We start from the raw sequence: 25,795 nt of genomic DNA on the forward strand, positions 1-25,795 counted from the left end.
AGGGGGGACCCTGTGGGAGAGTAGGACGCCGCCGAACAATCATTGCGGGAAGCCCCGCACCAAACCTTCGGGTTCGGTGCGGGGCTTTTCTGCGTTTACGGCCCGCAGAGCTTGGCGCGGGACCGCCTCACCAGTCGGCGGGATAGCTTTTGAGGCTGCTCGTGTCGAGCGTCCAGCGGCCGACGGTGACGGTGTCGCCGAAGGCGTAGGGGACTTTCTTGCGGTAGCGGATGCCGTCGGGCCCTTCCGAGGGGTCGCTGTGCACCGTGACGGTCTTCTTGTCCTTGCGGGGGTCCACGACGACATAGAGCGGCACCCCCATCCGCGGGTAGTCGTGCAGCTTGTCGCGGATATCGGTGAGGGAGTTCGTGCGGGAGACGACCTCCACCACCATCAGGACGTCGCGGGAGTTGACGACCTTCGCGGTGTCGTCCGTGTCCTCCTCCGCGATGACCATGAGGTCGGGGTCCTTGGTGAGACCTGTTTGAGGATCGCCCATGTTCGTGTAGTTGAGGGCCATCACCTCGGGTGTCTGGGCTTCGACCTGGCGGCGCAGCCGGACCACGTTCAGCCCGTGAGGGGCCGTAGGGCTCATCATCGTGAGGAAGATCTGACCGTCGGTGGTCTGCACCTTCCACGGGTCTTCCTGGTGCTCGGCCAGCTCCGCCAGTTGCTCCGCGAAATCGTGCATGCGGCGCATCTGCTCGGGGGTGAGGTCGGCCATGGTGTCTTCCTGGCGGGTGCCCGACCAGCGTATCCAGCCCGACGAGGCGGTCACCTGAATCTTCTGCCTTTCGTCCGTTCACCAGCTCCGGGTTGCCGTGGACCTGAGCTGACGGCTCGTAGGGTTGGGGTATGGGCTATGACCTCGTCATCTTCGACAACGACGGCGTGCTGGTGGACAGTGAGCCGCTCGCCAACAGCGTCCTCGCCGGGTACCTGACCGAGCTGGGGCACACGACCACGTACGAGGACTCGCTCCGCGACTACATGGGGGCGGCCGTGCACCGGGTGCACGACCTCGTCCTGGAGCGGACCGCGGAACGGCTGCCCGCGGACTTCGACGCGACGCTGGCCGCGCGGACCATCGCCGCGTTCGAGCGGGAGCTGAAGCCGGTCGCCGGCATCGAGGACGTGCTCGGGGCGCTGACCGCGAGCGGGGTCGGGTACTGCCTCGCCTCCTCCGGGAGCCACGAGCGGATCAGGGCCGGCCACCTGGCCGCCGGGATCGACGGATGGTTCGAGGAGGAGTGGATCTTCAGCTCCGATGACGTGGGCCAGGGCAAGCCGGCGCCCGATCTGTTCCTGCACGCGGCACGGCAGATGGGCGTCGAGCCCGCGCGGTGCGTCGTCATCGAGGACAGCCCCCGCGGGATCCAGGCCGCCGTCGCCGCCGGCATGGACGTGTACGCGTACACCGCGATGCTGCCCGCCGAACAGCTGCCCGGGGCCACCGGGTACTTCGGGGACATGATGCAGGTCCCGCTGCTCCTGCAACTGCCTGTGTGATCGCTCTACCCACGGGTAGCCCCGGGGCCTACGCTGACCCGCCATGACGGATGATGTGCGGCTGCGGCGCGGCCGCGGCGCTCTGGGCTTCAGTTTCTTCGCGCAGGGCGTGGCCTTCGCGCTGCTCGTGACCCGGATCCCGGCCATCCAGGACCGGTACGGGATATCCGACGGGCTGCTGCCCGCCTTCCTCGCGGCCGTGCCGATCCTCGCCGGGGCGTCGAGCGTGGCCACCGAGCACCTCGTGAAGCGGGTGGCGCCCAGCGCCGTACTGCGGTGGGCGCAGCCGCTCGTGCTGCTGTCCCTGCTGGGCGTCGGGACCGGCAGCCAGATGTGGCACGTGGCGGTGGCGCTGGGGGCGTTCGGGCTGTCGGTGGGTGCGCTGGACGCCTCGATGAACATGCTCGGGGTCAGCCTCCAGCGGGCGTACGGGCGAAGCATCATGCTCGGCTTCCACGCCGCGTACAGCCTCGGCGGGATCCTGGGCGCGTCGGCGGCGTGGGCCGGGGCGCACTGGCACCTGAGCCTGTTCACCGGCTATCTGCCGCCCGTGGTCGTGCTGGTGCCGCTCGTGGTGGTGCTGAGCCGGCGCTACGTGGACGGTACGGGCCCCGGCGAGGTGCAGGAGAGGGGGCTGGGCAACGGCGGGTTCAAGCTGCTGCTGCCGCTCTGCCTGGTGATGGCGTGCGCGTACATCGGGGACTCGACGGTGGCGAACTGGAGTGCCAAGTACCTCCAGGACGTGCTCGGCAGCTCGGAGCAGATGGCGACCGTCCCCTACAACGTCTACATGGTGACCACCCTCATCGGGCGGGCCGTCGGTGACCTGGGCGTGCGCCGCTTCGGGGCCGCGGTCGTGGTGCGGGCCGGGACGCTGGTCGCCGCGGCCGGCTTCGCCGTCGTCGCGGCAGCGCCGGGCGCGTGGGTGGGGATGCTCGGCTTCACCCTGCTGGGGATCGGGCTGTGCGTGATCGTGCCGCAGACCTTCGCCGCGGCGGGGCGGTTGTTCCCGGGGGCGTCCGACACGGCCGTCGCGCGGCTCAACATCTTCAACTACGTCGGCTTCCTGATCGGGTCCCCGCTCGTCGGTGCGGTCGGTGACGCCTGGAGCTACCGGGGCGCGATGCTGGTGCCGATGGCGCTGGTGCTGGTGACCTTGCTCCAAGCCCGCTCGTTCGGCTCCGACAAGGCCCGATACGGTGTCCGGCATGAGCGGCGAGCCGGTGACCGGGCTGTTGATGTGGGACGAGGCGGTAACGAGGTATGACTTCGGACCGAGCCATCCGATGGACCCGGTGCGCCTGGCGCTGACCATGGGCCTGGTGCGCGCCTTCGGGCTGGACCGGGCGATGGAGGTACGGGCGGCCCCCGCGGCCGGTGACTCGACGCTGCGGCTGGTCCACCGGGAGGACTACGTCGCCGTGGTGCGCGAGGTGTCCGGGGATCCGGGGATCGCCGACGGGTCGTACGGGCTGGGGACCGTCGACGATCCGGCCTTCCACGGCATGCACGAGGCGTCGGCGCTGATCGCGGGGCAGTCCGTGGCGGGCGCGGAGGCGCTGTGGCACGGGGAGGCGGAGCACGCGGTGAACTTCGCGGGCGGGCTGCACCACGCCATGCCGGGCGGGGCGGCCGGCTTCTGCGTGTACAACGACGCGTCGCTCGCGATCGCGCGGCTGCTGGAGCTGGGGGCCGAGCGGGTCGCGTACGTGGACGTGGACGTCCACCACGGGGACGGCGTGCAGGCGGCCTTCTGGGACGACCCCCGGGTGCTGACGATCTCGATGCACGAGCATCCGCGGACGCTGTTCCCGCAGACCGGCTGGCCGGAGGAGACCGGGGGGCCGGCGGCCGAGGGGTCGGCGGTGAACATCGCGCTGCCCGCCGGGACGGGGGACGAGGGGTGGCTGCGGGCCTTCCACGCCGTCGTGCCGGAGCTGCTGGCGGACTTCCGGCCGCAGGTCCTGGTGACCCAGCACGGGGCCGATACGCACTTCGAGGACCCCCTCGCGCACCTGGCGGTGTCCCTGGACGCCCAGCGGGCCGTCCAGGAGTCCTGTCACCGGCTCGCGCACGAGTACGCGGACGGCAGGTGGCTGGCGCTGGGCGGCGGCGGGTACGCGGTGGTGGACGTCGTGCCGAGGTCGTGGACGCACCTGGTGGCGATCGCCGCGCACCGGCCGGTGGACCCGGCGGCGGCGGTCCCCGCGTCGTGGCGGGACGAGGTGTACGCGCGGACGCGGCAGTTGGCGCCGGCCCGGATGACGGACGGGCGGACGCCTTCGTGGCGGGACTGGGGCGCGGGCTACGACCCGGCGGACCGTACGGATCAGGCCGTTCTCGCGACGCGTCGGGCGGTCTTCCCGTTGCGCGGAATGCTGACCTGACCCCTCTTGGTGACCTTGATGCATCGTTACGCCAACTGTGGGGCTGTTCGCCGGAATTGATGACCCGCCAGATGTGTTGGGGGCAGCATCGGAGGGTGTTGAGCACCGGCGCGCTGCGTGCGCATCTGCTGGCCGCCCGGTTGGCCGGGCCCGTCGCCACCTCCCGGGAGGAGAGCCTGCGCAGTTACCGGCTGTTCGCGGCGCGTGATCCGCGGGTGCTGCTGGGGCTGGATCCGGAGTGGGGCTGGGGCGAGGGCGACCTGCTGAGGCTGATGGCGGACAAGTGCGGTGTCTCGGCGGACCCCGCGCACGTCAGCGGGCCGGACGTGATCGACCCGGAGCGGACGGTGGCCGCGCTGGAGGCCTTCGCGGGGCGGCTGCGGGAGGCGGCGCGGGCGCGGTCGCCGGTGCTGTTCGGGACCGGTCATCCGCACCGGCTCCTGGGCTTCTACGCCGGTTTGGCCGAGGCGATGTCGGCGGCGGGATGTGTTGTCCTCACCCCGGCGCAGGGGGTGAGTGTCGACATGACGACCCGGTTCGGCGTACGCACGCACCGCATCGAATACGTACGGGGGGTCGCGCTGGTGCGGGAACCCGGCGCGCGGGTGCCGGGGAGTGCGACCGGCGTGCACACCCATTCGCCACTGCCGGTTCGGATGGCGCTGGGGGCCCTCGCGGAGGTCGGCGGGCCGCTGCCGGAGCTGGTCGTGGGGGACCACGGGTGGGTCTGCGGCGCAGGTCAGCTCGGTGTGGAGGCGATCGGGCTGGCGGACACGGATGATCCCGCGCTGTTCGTCGGGGAGGCCGAGGGGCGGGTGTCGGTGGCCGTTCCACTTGATGACGCGGTGCGAGCGGACTACTACCGACCGCTTACGCGCTACGTTCTCGGCAGGGCGAGCCTGACGGCCCGGCAGGAGTGGCCGTAGCTCCTCTTCCCCACTCGTATCACGCGCCCCTACTCTGGGGAGTGAGCGTGCGACGACGAGGAGTAACCGGAGGGGAAGCCGGTGCCCGTCATGCGCGGAAGGTCAAGGTGTGTCATGGCTGCTGGCGAGAGGCCTCTCAGTGAGGTTCAGTTCCTGACCGTGGCGGAGGTCGCCTCGGTGATGCGAGTGTCGAAGATGACCGTGTACCGGCTGGTGCACAACGGTCATCTGCCCGCAATCCGGGTGGGCCGGTCCTTCCGGGTCCCCGAGAACGCGGTCCACGAGTACCTCCGAGAGTCCTATGTGGGGGTGGAGTCGGCCTGAGACTGACCCCGGCACGCCCTCGGATTACAAGCTCAGAGCTCGGGACGGTAGGCTAGGCCGACGTAGGTCGTGTGGGCCCCGACGCCCCGCACCGAATGAAGAGAAGTGAGCGAGGGTAGTCGTGGGCTCTGTTATCAAGAAGCGGCGCAAGCGGATGGCTAAGAAGAAGCACCGCAAGCTGCTCAAGCGCACCCGCGTCCAGCGCCGTAACAAGAAGTAAACGGCAGCTGTACGTGTTCTCCGCAGCCCCTCCACCATCCTGGTGGAGGGGCTGCGGTGCAGCCGGGGGACTTCTTCGAGGGAGGCGCTGAGCTCGTGGGGAAGGTCGTACTCGTCACAGGGGCAGCCCGGCAGCTGGGCGGCCGCTTCGTGCGCCGGATCCAGCGTGACCCGGACGTCGAGCGGGTGATCGCGGTGGACGCGGTGACACCGCCGCACCGGCTCGGATCGGCGGAGTTCGTCCGTACGGACATCAGACAGTCGGCGATCGCCCGCGTGCTCGCCGAGCACGCCGTGGACACGGTGGTCCACTTGGCGGTCACCGGGAGCGCCGCGGGCGCGGGCGGTGCGCGCAGCGCCGTCAAGGAAACGAACGTCATCGGGACGATGCAGCTCCTCGGGGCCTGCCAGAAGTCGCCGACGGTGCGACGGCTCGTGGTGAAGTCCAGTACCAGCGTGTACGGGGGCACCTCCAGGGACCCGGCCGTCTTCACCGAGACCACCGAACCGAAATCGCTGCCGGCGGGCGGCTTCGCCAAGGACGCCGCCGAGGTCGAGGGTTACGTACGCGGCTTCGCGCGCAGGCGGCCCGACGTCGCGGTGTGCGTACTGCGGTTCGCGAACATCCTGGGGCCCTTCGCGGATTCGGCGCTCGCCGAGTACTTCTCGATCCCGGTGATGCCGACCGTGCTGGGCTACGACCCGCGGCTGCAGTTCGTGCACGAGGACGACGTCCTCGAAGTGCTGGGGCTGGCGGCGCGGGAGCCCAGGCGCGGAACGCTGAACAGCGGGACCTTCAACATCGCGGGTGACGGCGTGCTGTTGCTGTCGCAGTGCTCGCGGCGGCTGGGGCGGCCCACTGTGCCGCTGCTGCTGCCCGCGTTGACGTGGGTGGGTTCCGCGCTGCGGGCGGTCGGGGTCACCGAGTTCTCGGCGGAGCAGATGAAGCTGCTCACGCACGGCCGGGTCGTGGAGACCTCGCAGATGCGGGAGGTCCTCGGCTTCGAGCCGCTCTACACGACGGCGGAGACCTTCTCGGACTTCGCGCGGAGCCGGGGGAGCGGGCTGCTGCCGCCGGAGCGGGTCGGGCGGGCCGTGGACCGGATGGCGGCCATGCTGGGGGCAGACGGGCTTGATGTCGATGCCGACGCGGTTGAAGGAGCGAAGCGATAGTGGCGGACGCCAAGGTCATTCCGTTCGACGAGGACCGGCCGCGCCGGAGGATCCCCCGCCGGGTGCGGTCGGTGTCCGCTCCCGAGCCGCTGGAGCCGCCGTCGGCCCCCGAGCCGGCGCCGGAGCCGGCTCCGGGGGGGTCCGGTGACGACTGGGACCGGCGGATCGCGGGCGGGCTGGCGTTCCTGCGGCGGCGGGTCACCGGGGACTACGAGGTCGACGAGTTCGGCTACGACAAGGAACTGACGGACCAGGTCCTGATGTCCCTGATGCGGCCGCTCTACGACAAGTACTTCCGCGTCGAGGTCAGGGGCATCGAGAACATCCCGGCGGAGGGCGGCGCGCTGATCGTGGCCAACCACTCCGGGACGCTGCCGCTGGACGGGCTGATGCTCCAGGTCGCCGTGCACGACCGCCACCCGGCACAGCGTCACCTGCGGCTGCTGGCGGCGGACCTGGTGTTCATGCTGCCCGTGGTCAACGAGCTTGCCCGGAAGGCGGGGCACACCCTGGCGTGCGCGGAGGACGCGCAGCGGCTGCTGGAGGCCGGGGAGCTCGTCGGTGTGATGCCGGAGGGCTTCAAGGGGATAGGGAAGCCGTTCGGGGACCGGTACAAGCTGCAGCGCTTCGGCCGGGGCGGGTTCGTGTCGACGGCGCTGCGGGCGGGGACGCCGATCGTGCCGTGCTCGATCGTGGGGGCGGAGGAGATCTACCCGATGGTCGGCAACGCGAAGACGCTGGCGCGGCTGCTGGGGATCCCGTACTTCCCGATCACGCCGACGTTTCCGTGGCTGGGGCCGTTGGGGGCCGTGCCGTTGCCGACGAAGTGGACGATTCAGTTCGGCGAGCCGATTTCCACCGCGGGGTATGCGGCCGAGGCGGCGGAGGATCCGATGCTGATGTTCAACCTGACGGATCAGGTGCGGGAGCAGATCCAGCACACGTTGTACAAGCTGCTGGTGCAGCGGCGGTCCGTGTTCTTCTGACCGCGTTCTTCAGACCGCGTTCTTCCGACCCGCCGCCGAGGGATCGAGGGCGGGGCTGCCTGAGCAGCCCCGCCCTCGTCCTACTCCGCGTCCTCCGCGCCCAGGCCCAGGCCCGGGAGGATGCCCGGGAGGAGGGGCGGGAGGGTGATGTCCGGCCGCGCCTGCTCCGGGGTGCCAGAGGGGGGCGGGGCCGACTCTCCCGTGGGCGGGTTGAGCAGGTCGCCCGTACCGCCCAGGAGGCCGCCGGCCGGTGGCCGCGTGCTGCCCGAGGGGGACGGCGCGGGGCTGCCGGAGGGAGTCCCGGCGGCCGGGGCGGACTGGTGCGCTCCGCTGGGGGTGCCCGGCTTGGGGGAGGTGCTGCCGGGCGTGCCGGTGCCGCGGGTCTGCTCCGGCGGCTTGGGGAGCAGGCTCTGGAGCGGCGCCACGTCTTCGTCTATGGCCTGGAAGACCGACTCCACCTCACCGCCCACGTCCGTGAGCTGTGCCGGGAGCCTCTCGCGGAGCTTGCCCCACACGTCGCGGTGGGAGCGGGAGAACGACGACAGCTTCTGGATCGGGCCGAGCGAGCCGTCCCGTTCGTACGCCGCCTGGAGGAGCCGGTGGCCCTCCTCCGCGTCGTGCTTCACGCCCGCCAGGGCCCGGCGGATCGCGCCCAGGGACTCGTGGTCCAGGTCGCCCAGCCGGCCCCGTTCCATCAGCCTGCGGGCTTCCGACAGGCGGTTCGAGGCCTGGTCGAGATAGAGCTCGCCCCGGTCCGCGTCGTCGTCGGCCATCCCCAGCTTCAGGTCCTCCATGCCCCGCTTCACGGGGTAGAGGTGGTCACCGGGCAGGGCGTCGGAACTGGCAGCGGCCACTCCGCTGAAGGCCCCTGCGGCCACACCCACGGTGAGGCCGCCCGCTGCGATGCCCTTGGACCAGCGGGAGCGGGGCCGCAATTTCCGGAGCGGGGTCGCCCGGTGGGCGCCGCGGCCGGTCCGCTGCTCGGGCACCAGAGGGTCCGAGGCGGCACCGCCCCCGGCCCTCTCTTCCAACACCATGGCCTCCATGGCGGCAACGAGCTGGGCTCGCTGCACCACCTTGACCTCGGGGTCCAGCACCGGGCGCGGCATTCTTTCGCCGAGCACGCTCGCCAGGGCCAACAACCGGTCGTGGTCGGCAGGTTCGGCAGGTGCCTCGGACTGCTCGGCCGCCGGGTCCGGTTCCGAAAGATCGGACGGGGTCCGATCCTCCAGGGCCTGGGCGAAGGCGTTCGCCCGCCGGTGCGGAGTCACGTTCGCGATCACTGGCGGCACCTCCTCTCGTCATGACGATCGACTCCCCAAGGTGTCCGGAAGGTTGCCTTCCTTGAGCACATCCACACTTTCGAGTGAGCGGCTTCGGGCAGGGCGTGTCCACAGGGGGTCTGCATTCCGCACAACGAGCGTCGCGGCACTTGGGTTACGGACGAAGGATGATCGGACCACAGCGTCATCGAGGGGTCACCGGATGTATGTGAGGTGGTGTTGATTCATGAGGGGGTCAGCGGGCGTCGTCCGGGAGGAGGCGGGCCAGCGTGCGGACCGCCCGGTACTGGAGCGTCTTGATCGCTCCTTCGTTCTTTCCCATGACCCGGGCCGTCTCGGCGACCGAGAGGCCCTGCAGGAAGCGCAGGGTCACGCACTCCTGCTGCTGCGGATTGAGCTTCCGGACGGCCTCCAGCAGGGCCGCGTTGGAGAGGGACTCCAGGACGGAGTCCTCGGGGCTGCGCTCGACCTCGTTGGCGTCGAGCATCTCGCCGGTGGTGACCTCCAGCCGGAAGCGGCTGGACTTGAAGTGGTCCGCCACCAGGTTCCGGGCGATCGTCACGAGCCAGGCGCCGAAGTCGCGGCCCTGCCAGGTGAAGGTGGAGATCCGGCGCAGTGCGCGCAGGAAGGTCTCGCTGGTGAGGTCCTCCGCGGTCGCCTTCCCTCCGACCCGGTAGTAGATGTAGCGGTAGACCGTGTCGCTGTACTGGTCGTAGAGGCGGCCGAAGGCGTCGGCCTCGCCCGCCTGGGCGCGTTCGACCAGGTCCATCATGCGGGCCTGGTCGCTGTCCGCCGTGGGGCGGCGGGGGGTGGCCTGGGTGCTCGTGCCGGCTGCGCCGTTCGAGCCCCCGGCCGCGCGGCCTCGTCTGCCCACCGTCGCTCCGCCGTCGGTCAGGGCATAGCAAGGACCGGCCGGGCCGATACCGGCGGGGACCGCGGCGGCGAAGGCGGGGACGGCGTACGCGGTGGGGACGAAGCCGCGCAGGTGGTCGAGGACCGTTGCGCGCAGCTGAGCCAGGCCCGAGGCGTCAACCCCGACAGGTGGGTACACGGGACTCCCAGAGGCAGAGCTTCCATCACGTGCAGTGCGGAACCGTTCACCCGTCGTGGCGACAGATGGCCGGTGGCATGCGTTTGAGGAGAATAACGCTTCGTACAGGCAGCGCTACACCCAGTTGCTCAAATCACCGGTTACGACACTTCTGTTTCGTGTCGAGGGCATATTCAGTCGCTGTTGGTGATCGATTCTTGATCGCTTGGGCACGCGGAATGGACGCTTCCAAGGAGGCTCGCGACCGAGTCGGGCAGGCCGGAGTGCCGCGCAGGGGGCGCGGGTAGAGGTGAGCGAATGCCCGGGGCCGCGCCGTGGGGCCGGCGCGGGCGGGGCCGGAGGGGGCCGGGCCTGCCGTTGTTACTTGCGGCGGCGGTGCAGGGCGATGGCGGCGGCAGCGCCGCCCGCGATGGCGCCGACGCCGGCGGCCGCCGGGACGCCGACCTTCACGGCCTTGCGGCCGGTCCGATAGTCGCGCAGCCGCCAGTCGTTGGTCCGGGCATGCTTGCGCAGTTTTGTGTCGGGATTGATCGCGTACGGATGTCCGACCAGCGACAGCATCGGGATGTCGTTGTGCGAATCGCTGTACGCGGCGCAGCGCGCGAGGTCCAGGCCCTCGGCGGCGGCCAGGGCGCGGACCGCCTCGGCCTTGGCGGGGCCGTGCAGCGGCTCGCCGACGAGGCGGCCGGTGTAGATCCCGTCGACGGACTCGGCGACGGTGCCCAGGGCGCCGGTCAGGCCCAGCCTGCGGGCGATGATCGTGGCCGTCTCCACCGGGGCCGCGGTGACCAGCCACACCTTCTGGCCGGCGTCGAGGTGGGCCTGGGCCAGGGCGCGGGTGCCCGGCCAGATCCGCTCGGCCATGTACTCGTCGTAGATCTCCTCGCCGATGGCCATCAGCTCGGAGACCTTGTGGCCCTTGACGATGGACAGGGCGCTGTCGCGGGCGTCCTGCATGTGCTCGGGGTCCTCGACCCCGGCGAGCCGGAACCAGGCCTGCTGCCAGGCGAAGCGGGCGAGTTCGCGGCGCTGGAAGAACTCGCGCTTGTAGAGGCCGCGGCCGAAGTGGAAGATCGCGGCGCCCTGCATGACGGTGTTGTCGAGGTCGAAGAAGGCGGCGGCGAGGTCGTCGCCGGCGACCGGGAAATCGGGCTCGGCCGGCGGCTCTTCCCGGGGCGCTTCGATCTCCGGCGCCTCGCTCCCGGCTTCGACCAGCGCGGTCTTGCGGGCGGCCTCCGCCGAGGCCTCGCCTGCAAGCACGCTCCGCGCGGTTGCGGAGCGTCTACGAGGGGTGAGCCATCCGAGAGCGGCCATGCGGCGAGCATAGCCACTGTGTTCGGTACTTCCCGAACCGAGGGGAAACGGAGGCGTTAACACTTCGGGAGAATGGGTCCATGAGCCCTTTGTTGCGCCGTAAGGAAAAGAAGCGTCCCGGCGAGCGGATGGTGACGCTGATCGGGAAGCCCGGCTGTCACCTGTGCGACGAGGCCGAGGAGGTGGTCGCGAAGGTCTGCTCCGAGACCGGAGCGCAGTGGGAGAAGAAGGACATCTCGCAGGACGAGGAGTTGTACCGGCTGCACTGGGAGCAGATCCCGGTGGTGCTCGTCGACGGCGAGCAGCACACCTTCTGGAGGGTGAACCCGGACCGGCTCCGGCGGGCGTTGGAGGCCTGAGCTCTTTCCCGGTTACCATCATGGGCGATTTGTGGGGTCTCGGGGGCGTATCTGTGAGGAGTGTGCACGGTTTTGCCCCCTTTGGGATTTGAACGGGTTCGGCGTGCCGCCGGTTCCGGGTTTACGTGCCGAGGTCGCGTGACCCCGGTCACTTTGCTCGGACAAAGCGGACACAATCTTTGTGCACGCGTTCACAAAGGCATAGCCTGCTGTCGACGGGGCGGTCTTGGGACAAGTGACCGCCTGCAGCCCCGCTCATCCCGCAGGAGCATCGTGGCAACTGGCCGAACTCACCGACCGGCGACCCGCAGCCGAGGTATTCCCGAGGCCACTGTCGCCCGGCTTCCGCTGTACTTGCGTGCCCTCACCGCGCTCTCCGAGCGATCGGTGCCCACGGTGTCCTCCGAGGAGCTCGCAGCCGCCGCCGGAGTCAACTCCGCGAAGCTGCGCAAGGACTTCTCGTACCTCGGTTCCTACGGCACCCGCGGCGTCGGCTACGACGTGGAATACCTCGTCTACCAGATCTCCCGCGAGCTCGGCCTGACCCAGGACTGGCCCGTCGTCATCGTCGGCATCGGCAACCTCGGCGCCGCCCTCGCCAACTACGGCGGCTTCTCCGCGCGCGGCTTCCGCGTCGCGGCCCTCATCGACGCCGACCCGGCGATGGCCGGCAAGCCGGTCGCCGGCATGTCCGTGCAGCACACCGACGACCTCGAGAAGATCATCGAGGAGAACGGCGTCTCGATCGGCGTCATCGCGACGCCGGCCGGTGCGGCCCAGCAGGTCAGCGAGCGGCTGATCGCGGCCGGGGTCACCTCCATCCTGAACTTCGCGCCGACCGTGCTGTCCGTGCCCGACGGCGTGGACGTGCGCAAGGTCGACCTCTCCATCGAGCTCCAGATCCTGGCGTTCCACGAGCAGCGCAAGGCCGGCGAGGAAGCGGCCGCCGCTGCCGCCGGCGGCTCCTCCGTGGGCGGCGCCGCCCCCGCCGCGGCCGTCGTGCCGCCGGCCGGGCGCGCGGCCGCCGAGGCGCGCAAGGGCAACCCCGAGGGTGACCACCCGGCGGTGATGCCGGCATGAGTCTGCTCGTCGTAGGGCTGAGCCACCGCAGCGCACCCGTCAGCGTCCTGGAGCGGGCCTCGCTGTCCGCGGACGCCAAGATCAAGCTGCTGCACGACACCCTCGCCGCGGAACCCGCGGCGGAGGCGGCGGTGCTCGCCACGTGCAACCGGATCGAGCTGTACGCGGACGTGGACAAGTTCCACGCGGGTGTGGCCGAGCTGTCCACGCTGCTGGCCCAGCACAGCGGGGTGGCTCTGGAAGAGCTCACTCCATACCTGTACGTGCACTACGAGGACCGGGCGGTGCACCACCTGTTCTCGGTGGCGTGCGGCCTGGACTCGATGGTCGTGGGCGAGGGGCAGATCCTCGGCCAGATCAAGGACGCGCTGGCGCTGGGGCAGGAGCTGCACACCGCCGGCCGGCTGATCAACGACCTGTTCCAGCAGGCGCTGCGGGTCGGCAAGCGGGCGCACTCGGAGACCGGGATCGACCGCGCGGGCCAGTCACTGGTGACCTTCGGGCTGGAGCAGCTGGCCGTGCGGGTGCCGGTCGCGGAGTGGGCCGCGGGGAAGCGGGCGCTGGTCATCGGCGCCGGGTCGATGTCCTCGCTGGCGGCGGCGACGCTGGCGCGGGTCGGCGTCGCCGAGATCGTGGTGGCGAACCGGACCGCCGATCGGGCGGAGCGGCTTGCGGAGATTCTGGTTGCCTCGGGCACCGGGGTCACGGCCGTGGCGATCCCCATGGCGGGCGTGCCCGATGAGCTGACACGAGTCGACGTGGTTGTCTCGTGCACCGGTGCGACGGGGCTCGTGCTGACCGCCGATGACGTGCTCGCCGCCGTGTCCTGGGGCCCTGCCCCAGACCCCGCGCCTCAAACGCCGGCGGGGCTGAAAGAGCGGGGCTCCGTCCCGGACCCCGCGCCTCAAACGCCGGCGGGGCTGGAGTTGGCCGATGTCGTCGCGCGGCTGGCCGCCGCTGCGCTGACGCATGGGCGGCTGGCTGATGCCGGGGCGGCTCGGACGATCAGTGCTGCCGTCGAGGCCGACGGGTGTCCGGTGGGGCCCGACGGGCGGGCCGCGCTGACCGGGGTCGACGCGAACTCCCTCGAACTGCACGGGACCTGGGCCGACCAGGGCGAGGCCGCCGCGCAGCGGCAGCCCCGCAAGGGTGCCCGCAGCCAGGTCGACGCGGCTCCCGTACGGCTGGCCCTGCTGGACCTGGCCATGCCGCGCGACATCGATGCCGCCGCGCACCGGATCCCCGGGGTGCGGCTCGTCGACATCGAAAGCCTGGCCGAGGCGTCGGCCGACGCCCCGATGGCGGCCGACGTCGATGCCGTACGCGGCATAGTCGCCGAGGAAGTGGCCGCCTTCGGTGCCGCACAGCGGGCCGCGCACATCACGCCCACCGTGGTCGCCCTGCGGGCCATGGCGGCCGAGGTCGTGGCCATGGAAGTGGCGCGGCTCGACGGGCGGCTCCCGGACTTGGACGAACGGCAGCGCGCCGAGGTCACCCAGACCGTGCGCCGCGTCGTCGACAAGCTCCTCCACGCGCCGACCGTGCGCGTCAAGCAGCTCGCCAGCGAGCCCGGCGGCGCCGGGTACGCGGAGGCGCTGCGCGAACTCTTCGACCTCGACCCTCAGACGGTTGCTTCCGTCAGCCGGGCGGACGCGGCCGATCCGATGAACGACGACGACCCAGGACGGGCATCATGAACACACGTCCCGACCAGCCGCTGCGGCTCGGTACGCGGCGGAGCAAGCTGGCCATGTCCCAGTCGGGGCACGTCGCCGACGCGGTACGGGCGATCACCGGCCGGGCCGTCGAGCTCGTGGAGATCACGACCTACGGCGACGTCTCGCGCGAGCACCTCGCGCAGATCGGCGGCACCGGCGTGTTCGTCACCGCCTTGCGCGACGCGCTGCTGCGCGGTGAGGTCGACTTCGCCGTGCACTCGCTGAAGGACCTGCCGACCGCGCAGCCCGACGACCTCGTGATCGCGGCCATGCCGCTGCGCGAGGACGTGCGGGACGCGCTCGTCGCGCGCGACGGCCTGACCTTCGAGCAGCTGCCCGACGGTGCCCGCATCGGCACCGGGTCGCCGCGGCGCACGGCCCAGCTCAACCACCTGGCGCTGTCGCTCGGCAAGCGGATCGAGACGGTGCCCATCCGCGGCAACGTCGACACCCGGATCGGCTTCGTCCGCGACGGCGAGCTCGACGCCGTCGTGCTCGCGGCCGCCGGCCTCAACCGGATCGGTCGCGGTGACGAGGCGACCGACCTGCTCTCCGTCGACAACGTCCTGCCGGCCCCCGGCCAGGGCGCCCTGGCGGTGGAGTGCCTCGCGTCCGATACGGACCTCATCGCCGCGCTCGGCGAACTCGACGACCCGCACACCCGGGCCGCCGTGACCGCCGAGCGTTCTCTGCTCGCCGCCCTGGAGGCCGGCTGCAGCGCACCCGTGGGCGCGTTCGCCGATCTTCCCCCACTCTCGGCTCCGCTCGAGTGGGGGGACCCCCATGCCGACGGCCAGATTGTCAATGAAATGCGCCTGCGCGGCGTCGTCGGAACCCTCGACGGCTCGACGCTGGTGCAGCTGTCCACCACCGGTCCCGTGCCCCAGTCGTACGACGAGGCCATGGCTCTCGGCCGCGAACTCGCGGACGAGATGCTGGCCAAGGGCGCGGCCGGTCTGATGGGGGAGCGATCGCTTTGAACCCCTCAATTCCGACCACCTCCGCCTATCCGGCCGTCGCCGCCCACGGACGCGTCACCTTCCTCGGTGCCGGCCCCGGCGACCCGGGTCTGCTGACGCTGCGCGCCGTCGAGGCGCTCGCCGCCGCGGACGTACTGATCGCGGAGCCCGAGGTGCTCGAGGTCGTACGGACGCATGCGCGCGCGAATGTCGACACGCCGCAGTTGACGATCGCTGACGAAGTGTCAGCAGCCGCCGGGGTCCCGGTGATCCGGGACGCGGCCAATCTTGTCATGGAGGCCGCACGTTCCGGCAGGCGGGTCGTACGTGCCGTCACGGGCGACCCCGGGCTCGACGGCAACGCGGCCGAGGAGATGCTCGTCTGCGCCACCGCCGGCATCCCCTTCGAGGTGGTGCCCGGAGTCGCGACCGCGGTCGGCGTGCCCGCGTACGCCGGTGTCCCGCTGCGCGACAAGCAGGGCGCGGACGTCCGCTTCGTCGACGCGAAGACGGCCTCGGCGCGCTGCTGGAGCGAGGTCGGCGCGAGCGACGGGATCCTCGTCGTCTCCGCGACGCTGGAGACCGTGTCGGCGGCCGCCGCCGAGCTGGTGAGCGCCGGGCGCAAGCCCGACACCCCGCTGACGGTGACCGTCGCCGGCACCACCACGCGGCAGCGGACCTGGTGCGCGACGCTGGGCACGATCGCCCAGGTGTTCAAGCAGGGCAAGGTGCTCCCGTCCCCCGAGGGAGCCCGTTCCGTCATAGCCGTGGTCGGTGAGCACAGCGCTGCCGCGCGGCGCGAGGACCTGGCCTGGTTCGAGTCGAAGCCGCTGTTCGGCTGGCGGGTCCTCGTACCGCGCACCAAGGAGCAGGCCGCCTCGCTCTCCGACCAACTGCGTTCGTACGGCGCGGTGCCCCACGAGGTGCCGACCATCGCCGTGGAGCCGCCGCGCACCCCGCAGCAGATGGAGCGTGCGGTGAAGGGCCTGGTGACGGGCCGCTACGAGTGGATCGCCTTCACCTCGGTCAACGCCGTGAAGGCCGTCCGCGAGAAGTTCGAGGAGTACGGGCTCGACGCGCGCGCCTTCGCGGGCATCAAGGTCGCCGCGGTGGGCGAGCAGACCGCCGCCGCGCTGGTGGAGTTCGGCGTGAAGCCGGACCTGGTGCCGAGCGGTGAGCAGTCCGCGGCCGGACTGCTGGAGGACTGGCCGCCGTACGACCCGGTCTTCGACCCGATCGACCGCGTGTTCCTGCCGCGGGCCGACATCGCGACCGAGACGCTGGTCGCCGGGCTGATCGAGCTCGGGTGGGAGGTCGACGACGTCACGGCCTACCGGACCGTGCGGGCGTCGCCGCCGCCGGCGGACACGCGCGAGGCGATCAAGGGCGGCGGGTTCGACGCCGTGCTCTTCACGTCGTCGAGCACCGTACGCAACCTGGTGGGCATCGCCGGCAAGCCGCACAACGTGACCGTCATCGCCTGTATCGGGCCGGCGACGGCCAAGACGGCGGAGGAGCACGGGCTGCGGGTCGACGTCCTGTCGCCGGAGCCGAGCGTCAGCAAGCTGGCGGAGGCGCTGGCCGAGTACGGCGCGGCGCGCCGCGAGGCGGCCAAGGAGGCCGGCGAGACGGTGTTCCGGCCGAGCGAGCGCCGGCCGGGGGCACGGCGCCGCCGTACCACCTAGCGGTGGGCTGAGCAGTGATGTGGGCGGGGCCCGGCGCTGGTGCGCCGGGCCCCGCCCCGTTTCGTCGGCTGCCCGGCCGGGCGGGCAGCCGGGCGGCCGGGCGGGGTGGGGGCGGTTTCGGCGGGGCCGGGCGCGCGCCGGGGCGTCTCCTCGGGCGCCGAACGTGGCGGGGGGTCGGAAGGCGGGGCGGAAGTGCGTTCGGCGCCCTGCGGGGATCGCCCCGGCACACTCCCGGCCCCGCCGAAACCGCCCGGGCGGGTGCCGCTTTGGGTGCTCCCGCCCCGGTGCCCGCCGCGTTCCGGCCGGCCCCGGTGCGCACCCGGCCGCGTCGGAGGTCCCCTGGGGGTTGGGGGCGGGGGCTTGGCCCCTACGCTTGTTGCGACTGCTGTCGATGCTCGAAGAGGCGACTGAAGATGAGCACGTACGGATCCTTCCCCGGCTCGCGGCCCCGCCGGCTGCGCACCACCCCGGCGATGCGGCGGATGGTCGCGGAGAACCGGCTGCACCCCTCGGACCTGATCCTTCCCGCGTTCGTACGGGAGGGCATCAGCGAGCCCCTGGCGATCTCGGCGATGCCCGGCGTCGTCCAGCACACGCGGGACACGTTGCGGAAGGCCGCCGTGGAGGCGGTCGAGGCGGGGGTCGCGGGGATCATGCTGTTCGGCGTCCCGGCCGACGAGAACAAGGACGCGCTGGGCACGGCGGGCACGGAGCCGGACGGGATCCTGCAGGTCGCGATCCGCGACGTGAAGGCCGAGGTGGGGGACGATCTGGTGATCATGTCCGACCTCTGTCTGGACGAGTACACCGACCACGGACACTGCGGCGTGCTGGACGAGCACGGGCGGGTGGACAACGACGCGACGCTGGAGCGGTACGCCGAGATGGCGCAGGTCCAGGCCGACGCGGGCGTCCACATGGTGGGCCCGAGCGGGATGATGGACGGCCAGGTCGGCGTCATCCGCGACGCGCTGGACGAGACCGGGCACGAGGACGTGTCCATCCTCGCGTACACGGCGAAGTACTCCTCCGCCTTCTACGGGCCCTTCCGGGAGGCCGTCGCCTCCTCGCTCCAGGGCGACCGCAAGACGTACCAGCAGGACCCGGCGAACGCCCGCGAGTCCCTGCGGGAGCTGGCCCTCGACCTGGAGGAGGGCGCGGACATGGTCATGGTCAAGCCGGCCGGCCCCTACCTCGACATCCTGTACCGGGTCGCGCAGGCGGTGGACGTCCCGGTGGCGGCGTACCAGATCAGCGGCGAGTTCGCGATGATCGAGGCGGCCGCGGAGAAGGGCTGGATCGAGCGAGACCGGGCCATCCTGGAGACCCTGTTGGGCATCAAGCGGGCGGGCGCCGACACGATCCTCACCTACTGGGCGACCGAGGTCGCCGGCTGGCTGCGCAACGCCTGACCCGCTCTACGGCCAGTCGACGAGGCCGTTGAAGACGACGAAGTCGAGGACGACCGCCGCCGGGGCGGCCACCGCGAACCACACCCTGGCGGCGGCGTGGCGCCGTTGCCAGGGCAGGGCCCATGCGGCGAGCAACAGGACCAGGACCACGGCCAGGCCGGACCCGAACACGGGGAAGGCGATGCCGTAGGAGGCGTCGAAGCGGTCGCTCGCCGCTTCACCACAGGAGTCGCACGCCATCGGCGACAGTCCGACGAAGAAGAACGCGACGGCCGCGAGCGGCAGCGTGAGCAGGGTGGAGACGAGCGGCGCGACGAACGCACGGGGGTGGCGGGCGGTGTCCGGGGTCATGGATCCAGTGAACTCCTTGCGAAGGCATGGAACATGAGTGCGCATACTCAGGTGACCCTGGTGGTCCACCTGCGAAACTCTTAGGCGTACGTACGTATGTGGCGTGGCAGCGCCGAAGAGGGGGTGGACATGACGGACGGCGATCTGAGGGTCTCGAAGGACGGCCTCACCAAACTCGCGGACGACCTCGATGAGATGCAGGGTCATCTGGAGCGCCAGATCCGGAACATGGACCGGGTGGTCGACAGCATCGCGGCGGGCTGGCAAGGGCCCACCGCCACGGCCTACCGCGCCCTGCACCGGGGGGCCGCCGAGGACGCCGTGCGCATCCGGCAGGTGCTCGCCCTCCTCGAACGGGCGACCAGGGCCTCGCGTGACGGGTTCACGGCCCAGGAGCTGGAGGTCCTGGCCGCGTTCAGGCGCGTCCAGAGCCAGGAGGACGTGACCGCGTCCGCCGCGGAGCTGACCGTGCCGGACCAGCCGGCCGCCCCGCACAGCCGTCTGCAGGACATCTGAGAGCAGCGAGGAACCACACCACATGTCGGACGACGACCGGATAACTGTCGATTTCGCCACCCTGCAGCGCCTGTCGGGGGATCTGGAGGAGATCCTCAAGGACCTCAACGAGAAGCTGGAGCTGCTGTACGAGCGCTCCAAGAAGGCCGTTCTGAGCTGGGACGGCGAGGCCCGGCAGGCCTTCATCGACGAGCTGGACAAGTGGGACCGCTCGGCCCAGGACCTCAAGGCCGCGCAGGCCTGGCTGCACGAGGTCGTGGTCAAGGGTCACCTCAACTACGCCGCGGCGAACAGGTCCGTGCTCCAGGGCTGGGGAGGCGGCGCCTGATGGCCGGACCCACTCCGGGCCCGCCGAGCTCCGGGGCGCAGCCGCCCGCCGGCGGCGGCAACATCGACGTCAAGCCGTCGAGCCTGTGGACCGTCTCCGGACAGGTCGCCGGTCAGCAGGATCCCATGATGCGCGGTGGGAACACGCTCGTGCAGGACCTGCAGAAGTACCCGGACGCCGGCGGGGCGGGCACCGAGGCCGAGAAGTTCGCGGCGGCCTACAAGAAGATAGGCAACCGCTGGCTGGAGGTGCTGGGCAAGAGCGTGGTCAGCATCGGCGGTGTCGCCGTCGGCTTCACGGAGACCGCCAACGCCTACACCAAGGCCGACGCGGCGGCCCACCCCAAGCCCGGGCAGGCCCCGGAGCAGCGCCCGCTGCCGACGGTCATCGACAAGGACCCCAAGTTCGCCAGCGTCCCCGACATCAAATGGGGTGACGACGACGGCGGCGACGACCTGATCCGCGGTGCGATGGAGGGCATACCGGAGATCGTCCGGGACGTCCTGCAACCCGTCGCGAAGCACATCTTCCGTGTCGGCAAGGTGGCGGACGTACACCCCTTCCCGCAGCAGCACTACCTCAACTCGCACTGCCACAGCTGGATGAACGCCTCGGTCGTCCCGGGCAACACGGCAGCCGAGCTGACGAGGATCATCGGCACCATCACCAACCACCAGAAGGCCGACTGGGAAGCCGCCATGCGGACGTTCTGCAGCGCGCTGTGGGGCGCGACGGACTGGGGGCAGTCCGGTCCGTCCCGGCACGGCTACCAGTGGGCGCATACCGCCGGTCCGCACGGGGCGAAGGCGCCCACGGGCAGTCAGCCGGTGATGACCGTCCTGAACGACGTGGCGATCAAGATCAGCGACTGTCTGCGCGAGTACGCGGAAGCCGCCGTCGAGCTGAACCACGACGTCTTCGAAGAGCTCAAGCGGGCCATGAAGCAGGCCGCCATGAGCATCATCGAGGACTTGGAGAAGGCCAAGGAGAAGCCCAGCGTCAAGAGCATCGTCGGCGCGGTCACCAGCGTGGCCAGCGGGGTCGGCGGGGTCACCGGGCTCCTGCTGAAGTTCGACGTCAACACGGTCATGAAGCTGGACAAGGCCAAGCTGAACCGGATCGTGGACAAGTACACCGGCATCGTGGACGGCCTCACCACGCGCATGAACGAGCTTGAGGGCGTCCTGGACGAAGCGCACCGGAGCGCCCCGAAGTTCGAGGCCGGCGTCGCCCGCGCCCACGGCTTCGGTGCCCGCTCGCTCAACGACTTCAAGCACGAGCAGCAGTGGACCGTCCCGGGCGCGAACGGCAACATGGCCTTCGACCTCGCGGCCAACGAGTACCTCGGTGGCGGCCACACCCTGGACAAGCACGTGGGCAAGACCGACGAGCAGCTCGCGCAGCGCCTGCGCGACCAGTCGCAGCCGGCCGCCACGTGGCCCGAGAACAGCAGGCCCACCATCGGTGGTTCGTCGAGCTTCAAGACGATCGCGGACGCGCAGCGGCTCACCGAGCAGAACATGCGGCTGACGCAGTCCGAGATCGACGCCTGGCTCGCCTCCAACCCGCAGGACGGCCAGAACAAGGCCTTCGTGAGCAAGACGCCCAACGGCGAGGCCAGCGGCAGCTACGTCTCCAAACAGCCCACGCCCAACCAGGACGGGTCCGCCGGCACGATCCCGGGGACGGGCTACAAGGATCACGGCCTCAATGCGAAGGCGATCGACGTCCAGTACGTCAAGACCGTCCTCAAGTACGATTCCAGCCTCGATCCGCCGTACATCATCTACACGTCGATGCCCGCGCCCAGACCGACCCCGTAGGGACCCTGATGAACGCCCCCGACAGCACCACTTGGGAAGCGGCGGTACGGCACCTCTACGACGACGGGTTCGCGTTCGTCGCCACCGGTCCGCGGGGGCACGAGGACTGGCGGGCCGACGTGCTCGCCGTCATGGAACGCGCCGTCTCCGATCCGCGCGGATGGGCGGGGATCGACCCGATCGCGCACGAACGCACTGCGGAGTACCCCGCCGTCCCGTTCTGCCGCCCGGCCTTCAGGGACGATCCGTTGCGCCCGCTCACCCCGGCCGACATCGGGGAACGGCTGTACGAGATCGACCGTGCGAGTGCCGAGAACCTCCTCCTCGCGCTCACCGACGGCGGCTGCACCCTGCGGAACCTCGAAAGGTTCAGTGAGAGCTTCGACGAGCTGCAGGGCATGGCTCGCACCATTCTCGGCCGCTATGGGGACACATTCACCTGTCACAGCAACCTCGGCCAAGCCAGGCGCGCAGGCAAGCTGGACTTCGGGGGGGAATCCATGGGCTGGACGCCGATGACCTTCTACGGGGAGGACTGCGGCCTGGTCATCGTCTCCGACACCGAGGTCGGGCTGTTCTGGGCATTCGACGACATCTGAGCCCTGGGAGGGTCAATCCATGCCGACACAATCCACCGAGGCCGTCACCTGGGAAGCCGCGCTGCTGCGGCTCCTGGAGGACGTCTTCACCTTTGCCAGGAGCGGGCCCCGGTCGCACGAGGACTGGGCCGAGGACGTCCTTGCCGTCATGGAGCGGTCGGTCGCCGATCCACGGGGCTGGTCCGCCCTGGATCCGGAGACGTTCAAGGAGGGACGGGAGGCCGGCTTCCCCTCCTACCCGTTCCGGGCGGTGACCGCCGAGGACCTGCGCGCCGGGCTCCGGCCGATCACGGCCGGCGCCGCCGTCGAGCTGCTCGCCTCGCTCGCGCAGGAGTGGTTCTTCGAGGGTTCCCCGGTCCGGTCCCGGGAGGACCGGGACGCGGTGCTCGCGGACGCCCGGACCCTGCTGGACCGGTTCGGCCCCGATGCGGCGTTCTGGACCTCATCCGACCTCGCCCGCGCCTCCGACGCGCCCGACTTCCTGGCGCGGGACCTCGAAGGCGGCCACCCCTTCACCGACTACATGATGGACCTCGGCCTGATCGCGGTGTCGGCGGACGAGGTCGGCGTCTTCTGGTCGTTCAACGCGAATTGAGACAATGATCCGATGCTGACCCGATCCGCCACCTACCCCGACAGGGAGACCGCGCAGTGGGCCACCCAGCAGGTGGTGACCGCCAACGAGCAGGTCATCCACCGCTGGCTCGCCCAGGGGACGCGGGCCCGCCTCACCCTCGAAGCCGCCTGGCCGTCCCGTGAGGAGCCCGTCGGCCGGGTGCAGCTGGAGGCGATGCTGCTCGCCGGCCAGGGGCCCGTCGACGTCCGCGCCGCCCGCGTCGTCCTGCGCCGTGAGCCCGCCAGCCCGTACGGATTCGTCGTCATGACGACCGTCCCGTTCTACCCGTAGAGGCGACCGACCGTGTCCATGAAGCCCCTCGAACACGACCGGCGCTACGGCGAGCTCGACCAGGTGCTGCGCGCCTACCTCGGCCAGCCCGCCGACGACACGGCGGAGCAGCGCAGTCGCGCGCTGGACGCCTACCTGCGCCACACCTGGCACACCCGCCCCTGGGCCATTGCGGAGGCCGAGCGCCAGCTGCGCGAGTACGGCCACAACCCTCCGGGGCGCCTGCGGATCGACCTCGGCGAGTTCTACGCCGTCCCCGACGTCGGGATCCCGCAGTCCGCCATCGGTGACTGGCTCTTCGTGCTCGCCGACCACCTCAAGCAGAGCATCGAGGACGGCGAGGTGCCGCCGCCGGCGAACCCGCAGACGCACTGGGAGTGGCACGCGCGGTTCCCGGAGACGGCGCAGCTGCTGGGCGGCTGGTTCTCGCAGGACATCGTCGACGAGTTCCCCGACCACGAGGCGGCGGTCGCGGACTACGCCGCCACCACCGACCCGCAGATCGTCGCCCGCCTCGTCGGTGAGCTGCACGAACTGATCGCGCTCCCGCTGGACGAGGGCGACTACGCCCTGGCCGCCGCTGAGCTCGGCATGGAGGTCAACCCGCCCGAGCCGTTCTCGTACGGGGCGTGGTTCCGGACGGTGGCGGCGACACTGACCGCCGGCTGACCGCTGCCTGACGCCGCCTGACGGCCGGGAGCCCGCGGGCTCCCGGCTCGCGCCGCCCCTGCCGCGGGCGCACCCTGGAGGGAAGGGTGACCCCCTGGAGGTGATGCACCATGGCCACGCTCGTCGGGTGGCATGTGGAGCTCGAATTCACCGAGGAGGGCCACCGCACCAGTGCGGCGGCCCTGGTCAGACTCGGGGACGGCTCCGAGATCAAGGCGCGGGGCTACGCCCTGCGTCACCCCTCCGACCCGGAGCAGCTGAGGGTCGGGGAAGAGATCGCGGGTGCTCGCGCGCTCATGGATCTCGCGTCGCAGATGCTGCAGAAGGCCCACGCCGAGATCGACGAGGCGACGGGCCGGCATTCCTACCCGCTCAATGGCTGAGCGGGTACGCGCCGTCGGCGTGCCGAGGGGCTTCTCCTGGTGAGGAGCCCCTCAGCGCGTCCTGCTGCGGAACAGGACAGCGGACAGGGCCACGGCCGCGGCCGTGATGCCCGCGCACCAGGTCAGGGCCACCCAGGGGGCGTCCCCGGCGGGTTGCGCCAGGAGCAGGGCGCGCAGGGATTCGATCACGGGGGTCAGCGGCTGGTGGTCGGCGAAGCCGTGCAGCCAGCCGGGCATGGTGTCGATGGGGACGAAGGCGCTGGACGGGTACGGCAGGAACATCATCAGGAAGGTGAAACCGCCCGCCGCCTCCGGGGACTTGGCGAGCAGGCCGAGTGCGGCGGCGAGCCAGGAGATCGCCGTGATGTACGTCAGCAGCAGGCCGGCCGCGGCGAGGAAGGCGGCCGGGCCCGCCTGGGGCCGGAAGCCGATGGCGAGGGCCACGGCGAGGACCAGGGTGGTGGAGAGCAGGTTGCGCAGGACCGAGGCCGCGACGTGTCCGGCGAGGATCGGGATGCCGCCGATGTCGAGGGAGCGGAAGCGGTCGATGACGCCGTTCGTCATGTCCTCGGCGACGCTGACGGCGGTGGAGGCCGCGCCGAAGCCCGCGCAGAGCAGCATGGCTCCCGGCACCACGTACGTCACGTACGCCGTCCCGGTGTCGATGGCCCCGCCGAAGAAGTAGACGAAGATCAGCATCAGCATGACGGGCAGCATCAGGGCGGCGATCAGCGCGTCGGGCCGGCGGCTGCTGATGCGCAGGCTGCGGCCGGCCAGGGCGAAGGCGCTCACGGGCACGGCGGTCATCGGTCGGCTCCCGTCAGGGTGAGGAACACGTCGTCGAGGGTGGCGCTGCGGACGGTGAAGCGGTCCACGGCGGTGCGGTCCGGGTCGAGTTCGTCGAGCAGGTCCCGGACGTGGGTGGCGGTGCCGTCGGTGGGCAGGCCGAGGGTGAGTGCGTCGGGGTCGAGGTGGACGGCGCGCGGGGCGAGGGCCTCGTAGGCGGCGCCGGTGGTGAGGGTCAGGTCCAGGCGGTGTCCGGCGACGCGGGCCTTGAGTTCGGCCGGGGTGCCCTCGGCGGCGATGCGGCCGCCGGAGAGGACGGCGACGCGGTCGGCGAGCCGGTCGGCCTCCTCCAGGTACTGGGTGGTGAGCAGGACGGTGGTGCCGTCGGCGCGCAGTTCCCGTACGAGGTCCCACAGGTCCTGGCGGCTGCGCGGGTCGAGGCCGTTGGTCGGCTCGTCCAGGAAGACCACCTCGGGGCGGGAGACGAGGCTCGCGGCGAGGTCGAGGCGCCGTCGCATGCCGCCCGAGTACGTCTTCGCGGTGCGGCCGGCGGCCTCGGTGAGGCCGAAGCGGGCGAGGAGCTCGTCGGCGCGGGCGCGGGCCGTACGCGGGGAGAGCCCGGCGAGCCGGCCCATCATGCGCAGGGTCTCGCTGCCGGTCAGGAGCTCGTCGAGGGCGGCGAACTGGCCGGTGAGGGAGATGAGTTCGCGGACGCGGGCCCGTGCGGTGACGGTGTCGTGTCCGGCGATGCGGACGGTGCCGGAGTCGGCGGTGGTGAGGGTGGCGAGGATCCGGACGGTGGTGGTCTTTCCGGCGCCGTTGGGTCCGAGGAGGGCGAGGACGCTGCCGCGCGGGACGGCGAGGTCGATGCCGTCGAGGACGCGGAGGTCACCGTAGGCCTTGGTCAGGCCGGTGGCGTGGATGCCGAGGTCACCGGAGGCGTGCGGGGTCATGGGGATGTGCTCCCTTCCCGGGCTGTTTCTGCGTATGCCATACGCTCTTCTGCGTAAGTAATACACAGAACTAGGATGGTGGTCAATCGAGGAGC

29 protein-coding genes are annotated in these 25,795 nt (G+C 71.1%); 22 read left to right on the forward strand and 7 right to left on the reverse strand.

Features of this window, described 5'->3' with window-relative positions:
• Positions 1-127: 127 nt before the first annotated feature.
• Positions 128-778, reverse strand: a complete 651-nt coding sequence (locus tag IF88_RS0133535) for a Uma2 family endonuclease (protein WP_158754743.1) — start codon at positions 776-778, stop codon at positions 128-130.
• A 77-nt stretch (positions 779-855) separates the two neighbouring features.
• Here IF88_RS0133535 and IF88_RS0133540 point away from each other — a divergent pair, with 77 nt between their 5' ends.
• The 8 genes from IF88_RS0133540 to IF88_RS0133570 all read left to right on the forward strand — a co-directional run bounded on the left by IF88_RS0133540 (position 856) and on the right by IF88_RS0133570 (position 7,524).
• The gene (locus tag IF88_RS0133540; RefSeq protein WP_030721253.1) at positions 856-1,509 is read left to right on the forward strand and encodes an HAD family hydrolase; all 654 of its coding nucleotides are present in this window, start codon (positions 856-858) and stop codon (positions 1,507-1,509) included.
• 43 nt (positions 1,510-1,552) lie between these two features.
• On the forward strand, positions 1,553-2,776 hold the full coding sequence (locus IF88_RS0133545; RefSeq protein ID WP_030721256.1) for an MFS transporter: 1,224 nt from the start codon (positions 1,553-1,555) through the stop codon (positions 2,774-2,776).
• On the forward strand, positions 2,748-3,896 hold the full coding sequence (locus IF88_RS0133550) for an acetoin utilization protein AcuC (RefSeq protein ID WP_030721259.1): 1,149 nt from the start codon (positions 2,748-2,750) through the stop codon (positions 3,894-3,896). The genes IF88_RS0133545 and IF88_RS0133550 overlap by 29 nt, the downstream gene beginning before the upstream one ends.
• Positions 3,897-3,991: 95 nt before the next feature.
• Positions 3,992-4,822 (forward strand): phosphatase, encoded by an 831-nt coding sequence (locus tag IF88_RS0133555; RefSeq protein WP_030721262.1) that lies wholly within the window; start codon positions 3,992-3,994, stop codon positions 4,820-4,822.
• A 114-nt stretch (positions 4,823-4,936) separates the two neighbouring features.
• On the forward strand, positions 4,937-5,146 hold the full coding sequence (locus IF88_RS0133560; RefSeq protein WP_008738568.1) for a helix-turn-helix domain-containing protein: 210 nt from the start codon (positions 4,937-4,939) through the stop codon (positions 5,144-5,146).
• Between the two features lie 121 nt (positions 5,147-5,267).
• Positions 5,268-5,366, forward strand: coding sequence for a 30S ribosomal protein bS22 (locus IF88_RS44555; RefSeq protein WP_003948845.1), 99 nt, complete (start codon positions 5,268-5,270; stop codon positions 5,364-5,366).
• Between the two features lie 95 nt (positions 5,367-5,461).
• Entirely contained in the window at positions 5,462-6,538 is a 1,077-nt protein-coding gene (locus IF88_RS0133565; protein ID WP_030721266.1) for an NAD-dependent epimerase/dehydratase family protein, read from the forward strand.
• Complete coding sequence (locus tag IF88_RS0133570) at positions 6,538-7,524, forward strand: lysophospholipid acyltransferase family protein (protein WP_030721269.1); 987 nt, start codon at positions 6,538-6,540, stop codon at positions 7,522-7,524. Before IF88_RS0133565 ends, IF88_RS0133570 begins: the two co-directional genes overlap by 1 nt.
• A gap of 80 nt (positions 7,525-7,604) precedes the next feature.
• Here IF88_RS0133570 and IF88_RS0133575 read toward each other — a convergent pair whose 3' ends face one another.
• From IF88_RS0133575 to IF88_RS0133585, 3 genes are all read right to left on the reverse strand, one after another.
• Positions 7,605-8,807, reverse strand: coding sequence for a DUF5667 domain-containing protein (locus tag IF88_RS0133575; RefSeq protein WP_030721272.1), 1,203 nt, complete (start codon positions 8,805-8,807; stop codon positions 7,605-7,607).
• A gap of 235 nt (positions 8,808-9,042) precedes the next feature.
• Positions 9,043-9,858 carry an ECF subfamily RNA polymerase sigma factor, BldN family gene (locus tag IF88_RS0133580; protein WP_030721275.1) on the reverse strand — a complete coding sequence of 272 codons (816 nt, stop codon included), beginning with the start codon at positions 9,856-9,858 and terminating at the stop codon, positions 9,043-9,045.
• A 360-nt stretch (positions 9,859-10,218) separates the two neighbouring features.
• Positions 10,219-11,172, reverse strand: a complete 954-nt coding sequence (locus tag IF88_RS0133585) for an HAD family hydrolase (protein WP_030721278.1) — start codon at positions 11,170-11,172, stop codon at positions 10,219-10,221.
• A gap of 80 nt (positions 11,173-11,252) precedes the next feature.
• Here IF88_RS0133585 and IF88_RS0133590 point away from each other — a divergent pair, with 80 nt between their 5' ends.
• The 6 genes from IF88_RS0133590 (at position 11,253) to hemB (ending at position 18,385) form a co-directional block, all read left to right on the forward strand.
• Entirely contained in the window at positions 11,253-11,531 is a 279-nt protein-coding gene (locus tag IF88_RS0133590; protein ID WP_030721281.1) for a glutaredoxin family protein, read from the forward strand.
• Between the two features lie 273 nt (positions 11,532-11,804).
• A complete protein-coding gene (locus IF88_RS0133595; protein WP_030721283.1) occupies positions 11,805-12,611 on the forward strand; it encodes a redox-sensing transcriptional repressor Rex in 807 nt (268 codons plus the stop codon).
• Positions 12,608-14,308, forward strand: coding sequence for a glutamyl-tRNA reductase (locus tag IF88_RS0133600; RefSeq protein ID WP_030721287.1), 1,701 nt, complete (start codon positions 12,608-12,610; stop codon positions 14,306-14,308). The genes IF88_RS0133595 and IF88_RS0133600 overlap by 4 nt, the downstream gene beginning before the upstream one ends.
• Positions 14,305-15,309: a hydroxymethylbilane synthase gene (gene hemC / locus IF88_RS0133605; protein ID WP_030721290.1), complete on the forward strand. Its 1,005-nt coding sequence runs from the start codon at positions 14,305-14,307 to the stop codon at positions 15,307-15,309. Before IF88_RS0133600 ends, hemC begins: the two co-directional genes overlap by 4 nt.
• The gene (locus tag IF88_RS0133610; protein WP_030721293.1) at positions 15,306-16,973 is read left to right on the forward strand and encodes a uroporphyrinogen-III synthase; all 1,668 of its coding nucleotides are present in this window, start codon (positions 15,306-15,308) and stop codon (positions 16,971-16,973) included. Before hemC ends, IF88_RS0133610 begins: the two co-directional genes overlap by 4 nt.
• A 413-nt stretch (positions 16,974-17,386) precedes the next feature.
• Positions 17,387-18,385 carry a porphobilinogen synthase gene (gene hemB / locus IF88_RS0133615; RefSeq protein ID WP_030721296.1) on the forward strand — a complete coding sequence of 333 codons (999 nt, stop codon included), beginning with the start codon at positions 17,387-17,389 and terminating at the stop codon, positions 18,383-18,385.
• Positions 18,386-18,391: 6 nt separating this feature from the next.
• Here the strand turns inward: hemB and IF88_RS0133620 are convergent, their stop codons facing one another.
• Positions 18,392-18,736: a hypothetical protein gene (locus tag IF88_RS0133620; RefSeq protein ID WP_030721298.1), complete on the reverse strand. Its 345-nt coding sequence runs from the start codon at positions 18,734-18,736 to the stop codon at positions 18,392-18,394.
• Positions 18,737-18,865: 129 nt separating this feature from the next.
• Here IF88_RS0133620 and IF88_RS0133625 point away from each other — a divergent pair, with 129 nt between their 5' ends.
• The 8 genes from IF88_RS0133625 (at position 18,866) to IF88_RS0133660 (ending at position 23,961) form a co-directional block, all read left to right on the forward strand.
• A complete protein-coding gene (locus IF88_RS0133625; protein WP_030721301.1) occupies positions 18,866-19,252 on the forward strand; it encodes a WXG100 family type VII secretion target in 387 nt (128 codons plus the stop codon).
• Positions 19,253-19,274: 22 nt separating this feature from the next.
• The gene (locus tag IF88_RS0133630; RefSeq protein WP_030721304.1) at positions 19,275-19,580 is read left to right on the forward strand and encodes a WXG100 family type VII secretion target; all 306 of its coding nucleotides are present in this window, start codon (positions 19,275-19,277) and stop codon (positions 19,578-19,580) included.
• A complete protein-coding gene (locus IF88_RS0133635; RefSeq protein ID WP_051838011.1) occupies positions 19,580-21,403 on the forward strand; it encodes an RNase A-like domain-containing protein in 1,824 nt (607 codons plus the stop codon). Before IF88_RS0133630 ends, IF88_RS0133635 begins: the two co-directional genes overlap by 1 nt.
• A gap of 8 nt (positions 21,404-21,411) precedes the next feature.
• A complete protein-coding gene (locus IF88_RS0133640; protein WP_030721311.1) occupies positions 21,412-22,002 on the forward strand; it encodes a hypothetical protein in 591 nt (196 codons plus the stop codon).
• Between the two features lie 19 nt (positions 22,003-22,021).
• Positions 22,022-22,597, forward strand: a complete 576-nt coding sequence (locus tag IF88_RS0133645; RefSeq protein WP_234323791.1) for a hypothetical protein — start codon at positions 22,022-22,024, stop codon at positions 22,595-22,597.
• A gap of 12 nt (positions 22,598-22,609) precedes the next feature.
• Entirely contained in the window at positions 22,610-22,909 is a 300-nt protein-coding gene (locus tag IF88_RS0133650) for an RNase A-like domain-containing protein (RefSeq protein ID WP_030721314.1), read from the forward strand.
• 12 nt (positions 22,910-22,921) lie between these two features.
• On the forward strand, positions 22,922-23,578 hold the full coding sequence (locus IF88_RS0133655) for a contact-dependent growth inhibition system immunity protein (protein WP_030721316.1): 657 nt from the start codon (positions 22,922-22,924) through the stop codon (positions 23,576-23,578).
• A 110-nt stretch (positions 23,579-23,688) separates the two neighbouring features.
• On the forward strand, positions 23,689-23,961 hold the full coding sequence (locus tag IF88_RS0133660) for a DUF1876 domain-containing protein (RefSeq protein ID WP_030721318.1): 273 nt from the start codon (positions 23,689-23,691) through the stop codon (positions 23,959-23,961).
• A 51-nt stretch (positions 23,962-24,012) separates the two neighbouring features.
• On the opposite strand, the gene IF88_RS0133665 is transcribed toward IF88_RS0133660, so the two are convergent.
• Both IF88_RS0133665 and IF88_RS0133670 read right to left on the reverse strand, forming a co-directional pair.
• Positions 24,013-24,768 carry an ABC transporter permease gene (locus IF88_RS0133665; RefSeq protein ID WP_030721320.1) on the reverse strand — a complete coding sequence of 252 codons (756 nt, stop codon included), beginning with the start codon at positions 24,766-24,768 and terminating at the stop codon, positions 24,013-24,015.
• The gene (locus IF88_RS0133670) at positions 24,765-25,700 is read right to left on the reverse strand and encodes a daunorubicin resistance protein DrrA family ABC transporter ATP-binding protein (protein ID WP_030721322.1); all 936 of its coding nucleotides are present in this window, start codon (positions 25,698-25,700) and stop codon (positions 24,765-24,767) included. The genes IF88_RS0133665 and IF88_RS0133670 overlap by 4 nt, the downstream gene beginning before the upstream one ends.
• Between the last annotated feature and the right edge of the window lie 95 nt (positions 25,701-25,795).

It is taken from the genome of Streptomyces sp. NRRL F-2580, assembly GCF_000720115.1.
In the GTDB taxonomy this organism is placed as follows: domain Bacteria; phylum Actinomycetota; class Actinomycetes; order Streptomycetales; family Streptomycetaceae; genus Streptomyces.

Bases quoted from the DNA above. Each gene is read 5' to 3' on its own strand.
- IF88_RS0133540 (WP_030721253.1), top strand. From the start codon at position 856: ATGGGCTATGACCTCGTCATCTTCGACAACGACGGCGTGCTGGTGGAC.
- IF88_RS0133545 (WP_030721256.1), top strand. From the start codon at position 1,553: ATGACGGATGATGTGCGGCTGCGGCGCGGCCGCGGCGCTCTGGGCTTC.
- IF88_RS0133550 (WP_030721259.1), top strand. From the start codon at position 2,748: ATGTGGGACGAGGCGGTAACGAGGTATGACTTCGGACCGAGCCATCCG.
- IF88_RS0133560 (WP_008738568.1), top strand. From the start codon at position 4,937: ATGGCTGCTGGCGAGAGGCCTCTCAGTGAGGTTCAGTTCCTGACCGTG.
- IF88_RS0133585 (WP_030721278.1), bottom strand. From the start codon at position 11,172: ATGGCCGCTCTCGGATGGCTCACCCCTCGTAGACGCTCCGCAACCGCG.
- IF88_RS0133590 (WP_030721281.1), top strand. From the start codon at position 11,253: ATGAGCCCTTTGTTGCGCCGTAAGGAAAAGAAGCGTCCCGGCGAGCGG.
- IF88_RS0133600 (WP_030721287.1), top strand. From the start codon at position 12,608: ATGAGTCTGCTCGTCGTAGGGCTGAGCCACCGCAGCGCACCCGTCAGC.
- hemC (WP_030721290.1), top strand. From the start codon at position 14,305: ATGAACACACGTCCCGACCAGCCGCTGCGGCTCGGTACGCGGCGGAGC.
- hemB (WP_030721296.1), top strand. From the start codon at position 17,387: ATGAGCACGTACGGATCCTTCCCCGGCTCGCGGCCCCGCCGGCTGCGC.
- IF88_RS0133620 (WP_030721298.1), bottom strand. From the start codon at position 18,736: ATGACCCCGGACACCGCCCGCCACCCCCGTGCGTTCGTCGCGCCGCTC.
- IF88_RS0133625 (WP_030721301.1), top strand. From the start codon at position 18,866: ATGACGGACGGCGATCTGAGGGTCTCGAAGGACGGCCTCACCAAACTC.
- IF88_RS0133630 (WP_030721304.1), top strand. From the start codon at position 19,275: ATGTCGGACGACGACCGGATAACTGTCGATTTCGCCACCCTGCAGCGC.
- IF88_RS0133635 (WP_051838011.1), top strand. From the start codon at position 19,580: ATGGCCGGACCCACTCCGGGCCCGCCGAGCTCCGGGGCGCAGCCGCCC.
- IF88_RS0133640 (WP_030721311.1), top strand. From the start codon at position 21,412: ATGAACGCCCCCGACAGCACCACTTGGGAAGCGGCGGTACGGCACCTC.
- IF88_RS0133645 (WP_234323791.1), top strand. From the start codon at position 22,022: ATGCCGACACAATCCACCGAGGCCGTCACCTGGGAAGCCGCGCTGCTG.
- IF88_RS0133650 (WP_030721314.1), top strand. From the start codon at position 22,610: ATGCTGACCCGATCCGCCACCTACCCCGACAGGGAGACCGCGCAGTGG.
- IF88_RS0133660 (WP_030721318.1), top strand. From the start codon at position 23,689: ATGGCCACGCTCGTCGGGTGGCATGTGGAGCTCGAATTCACCGAGGAG.
- IF88_RS0133665 (WP_030721320.1), bottom strand. From the start codon at position 24,768: ATGACCGCCGTGCCCGTGAGCGCCTTCGCCCTGGCCGGCCGCAGCCTG.
- IF88_RS0133670 (WP_030721322.1), bottom strand. From the start codon at position 25,700: ATGACCCCGCACGCCTCCGGTGACCTCGGCATCCACGCCACCGGCCTG.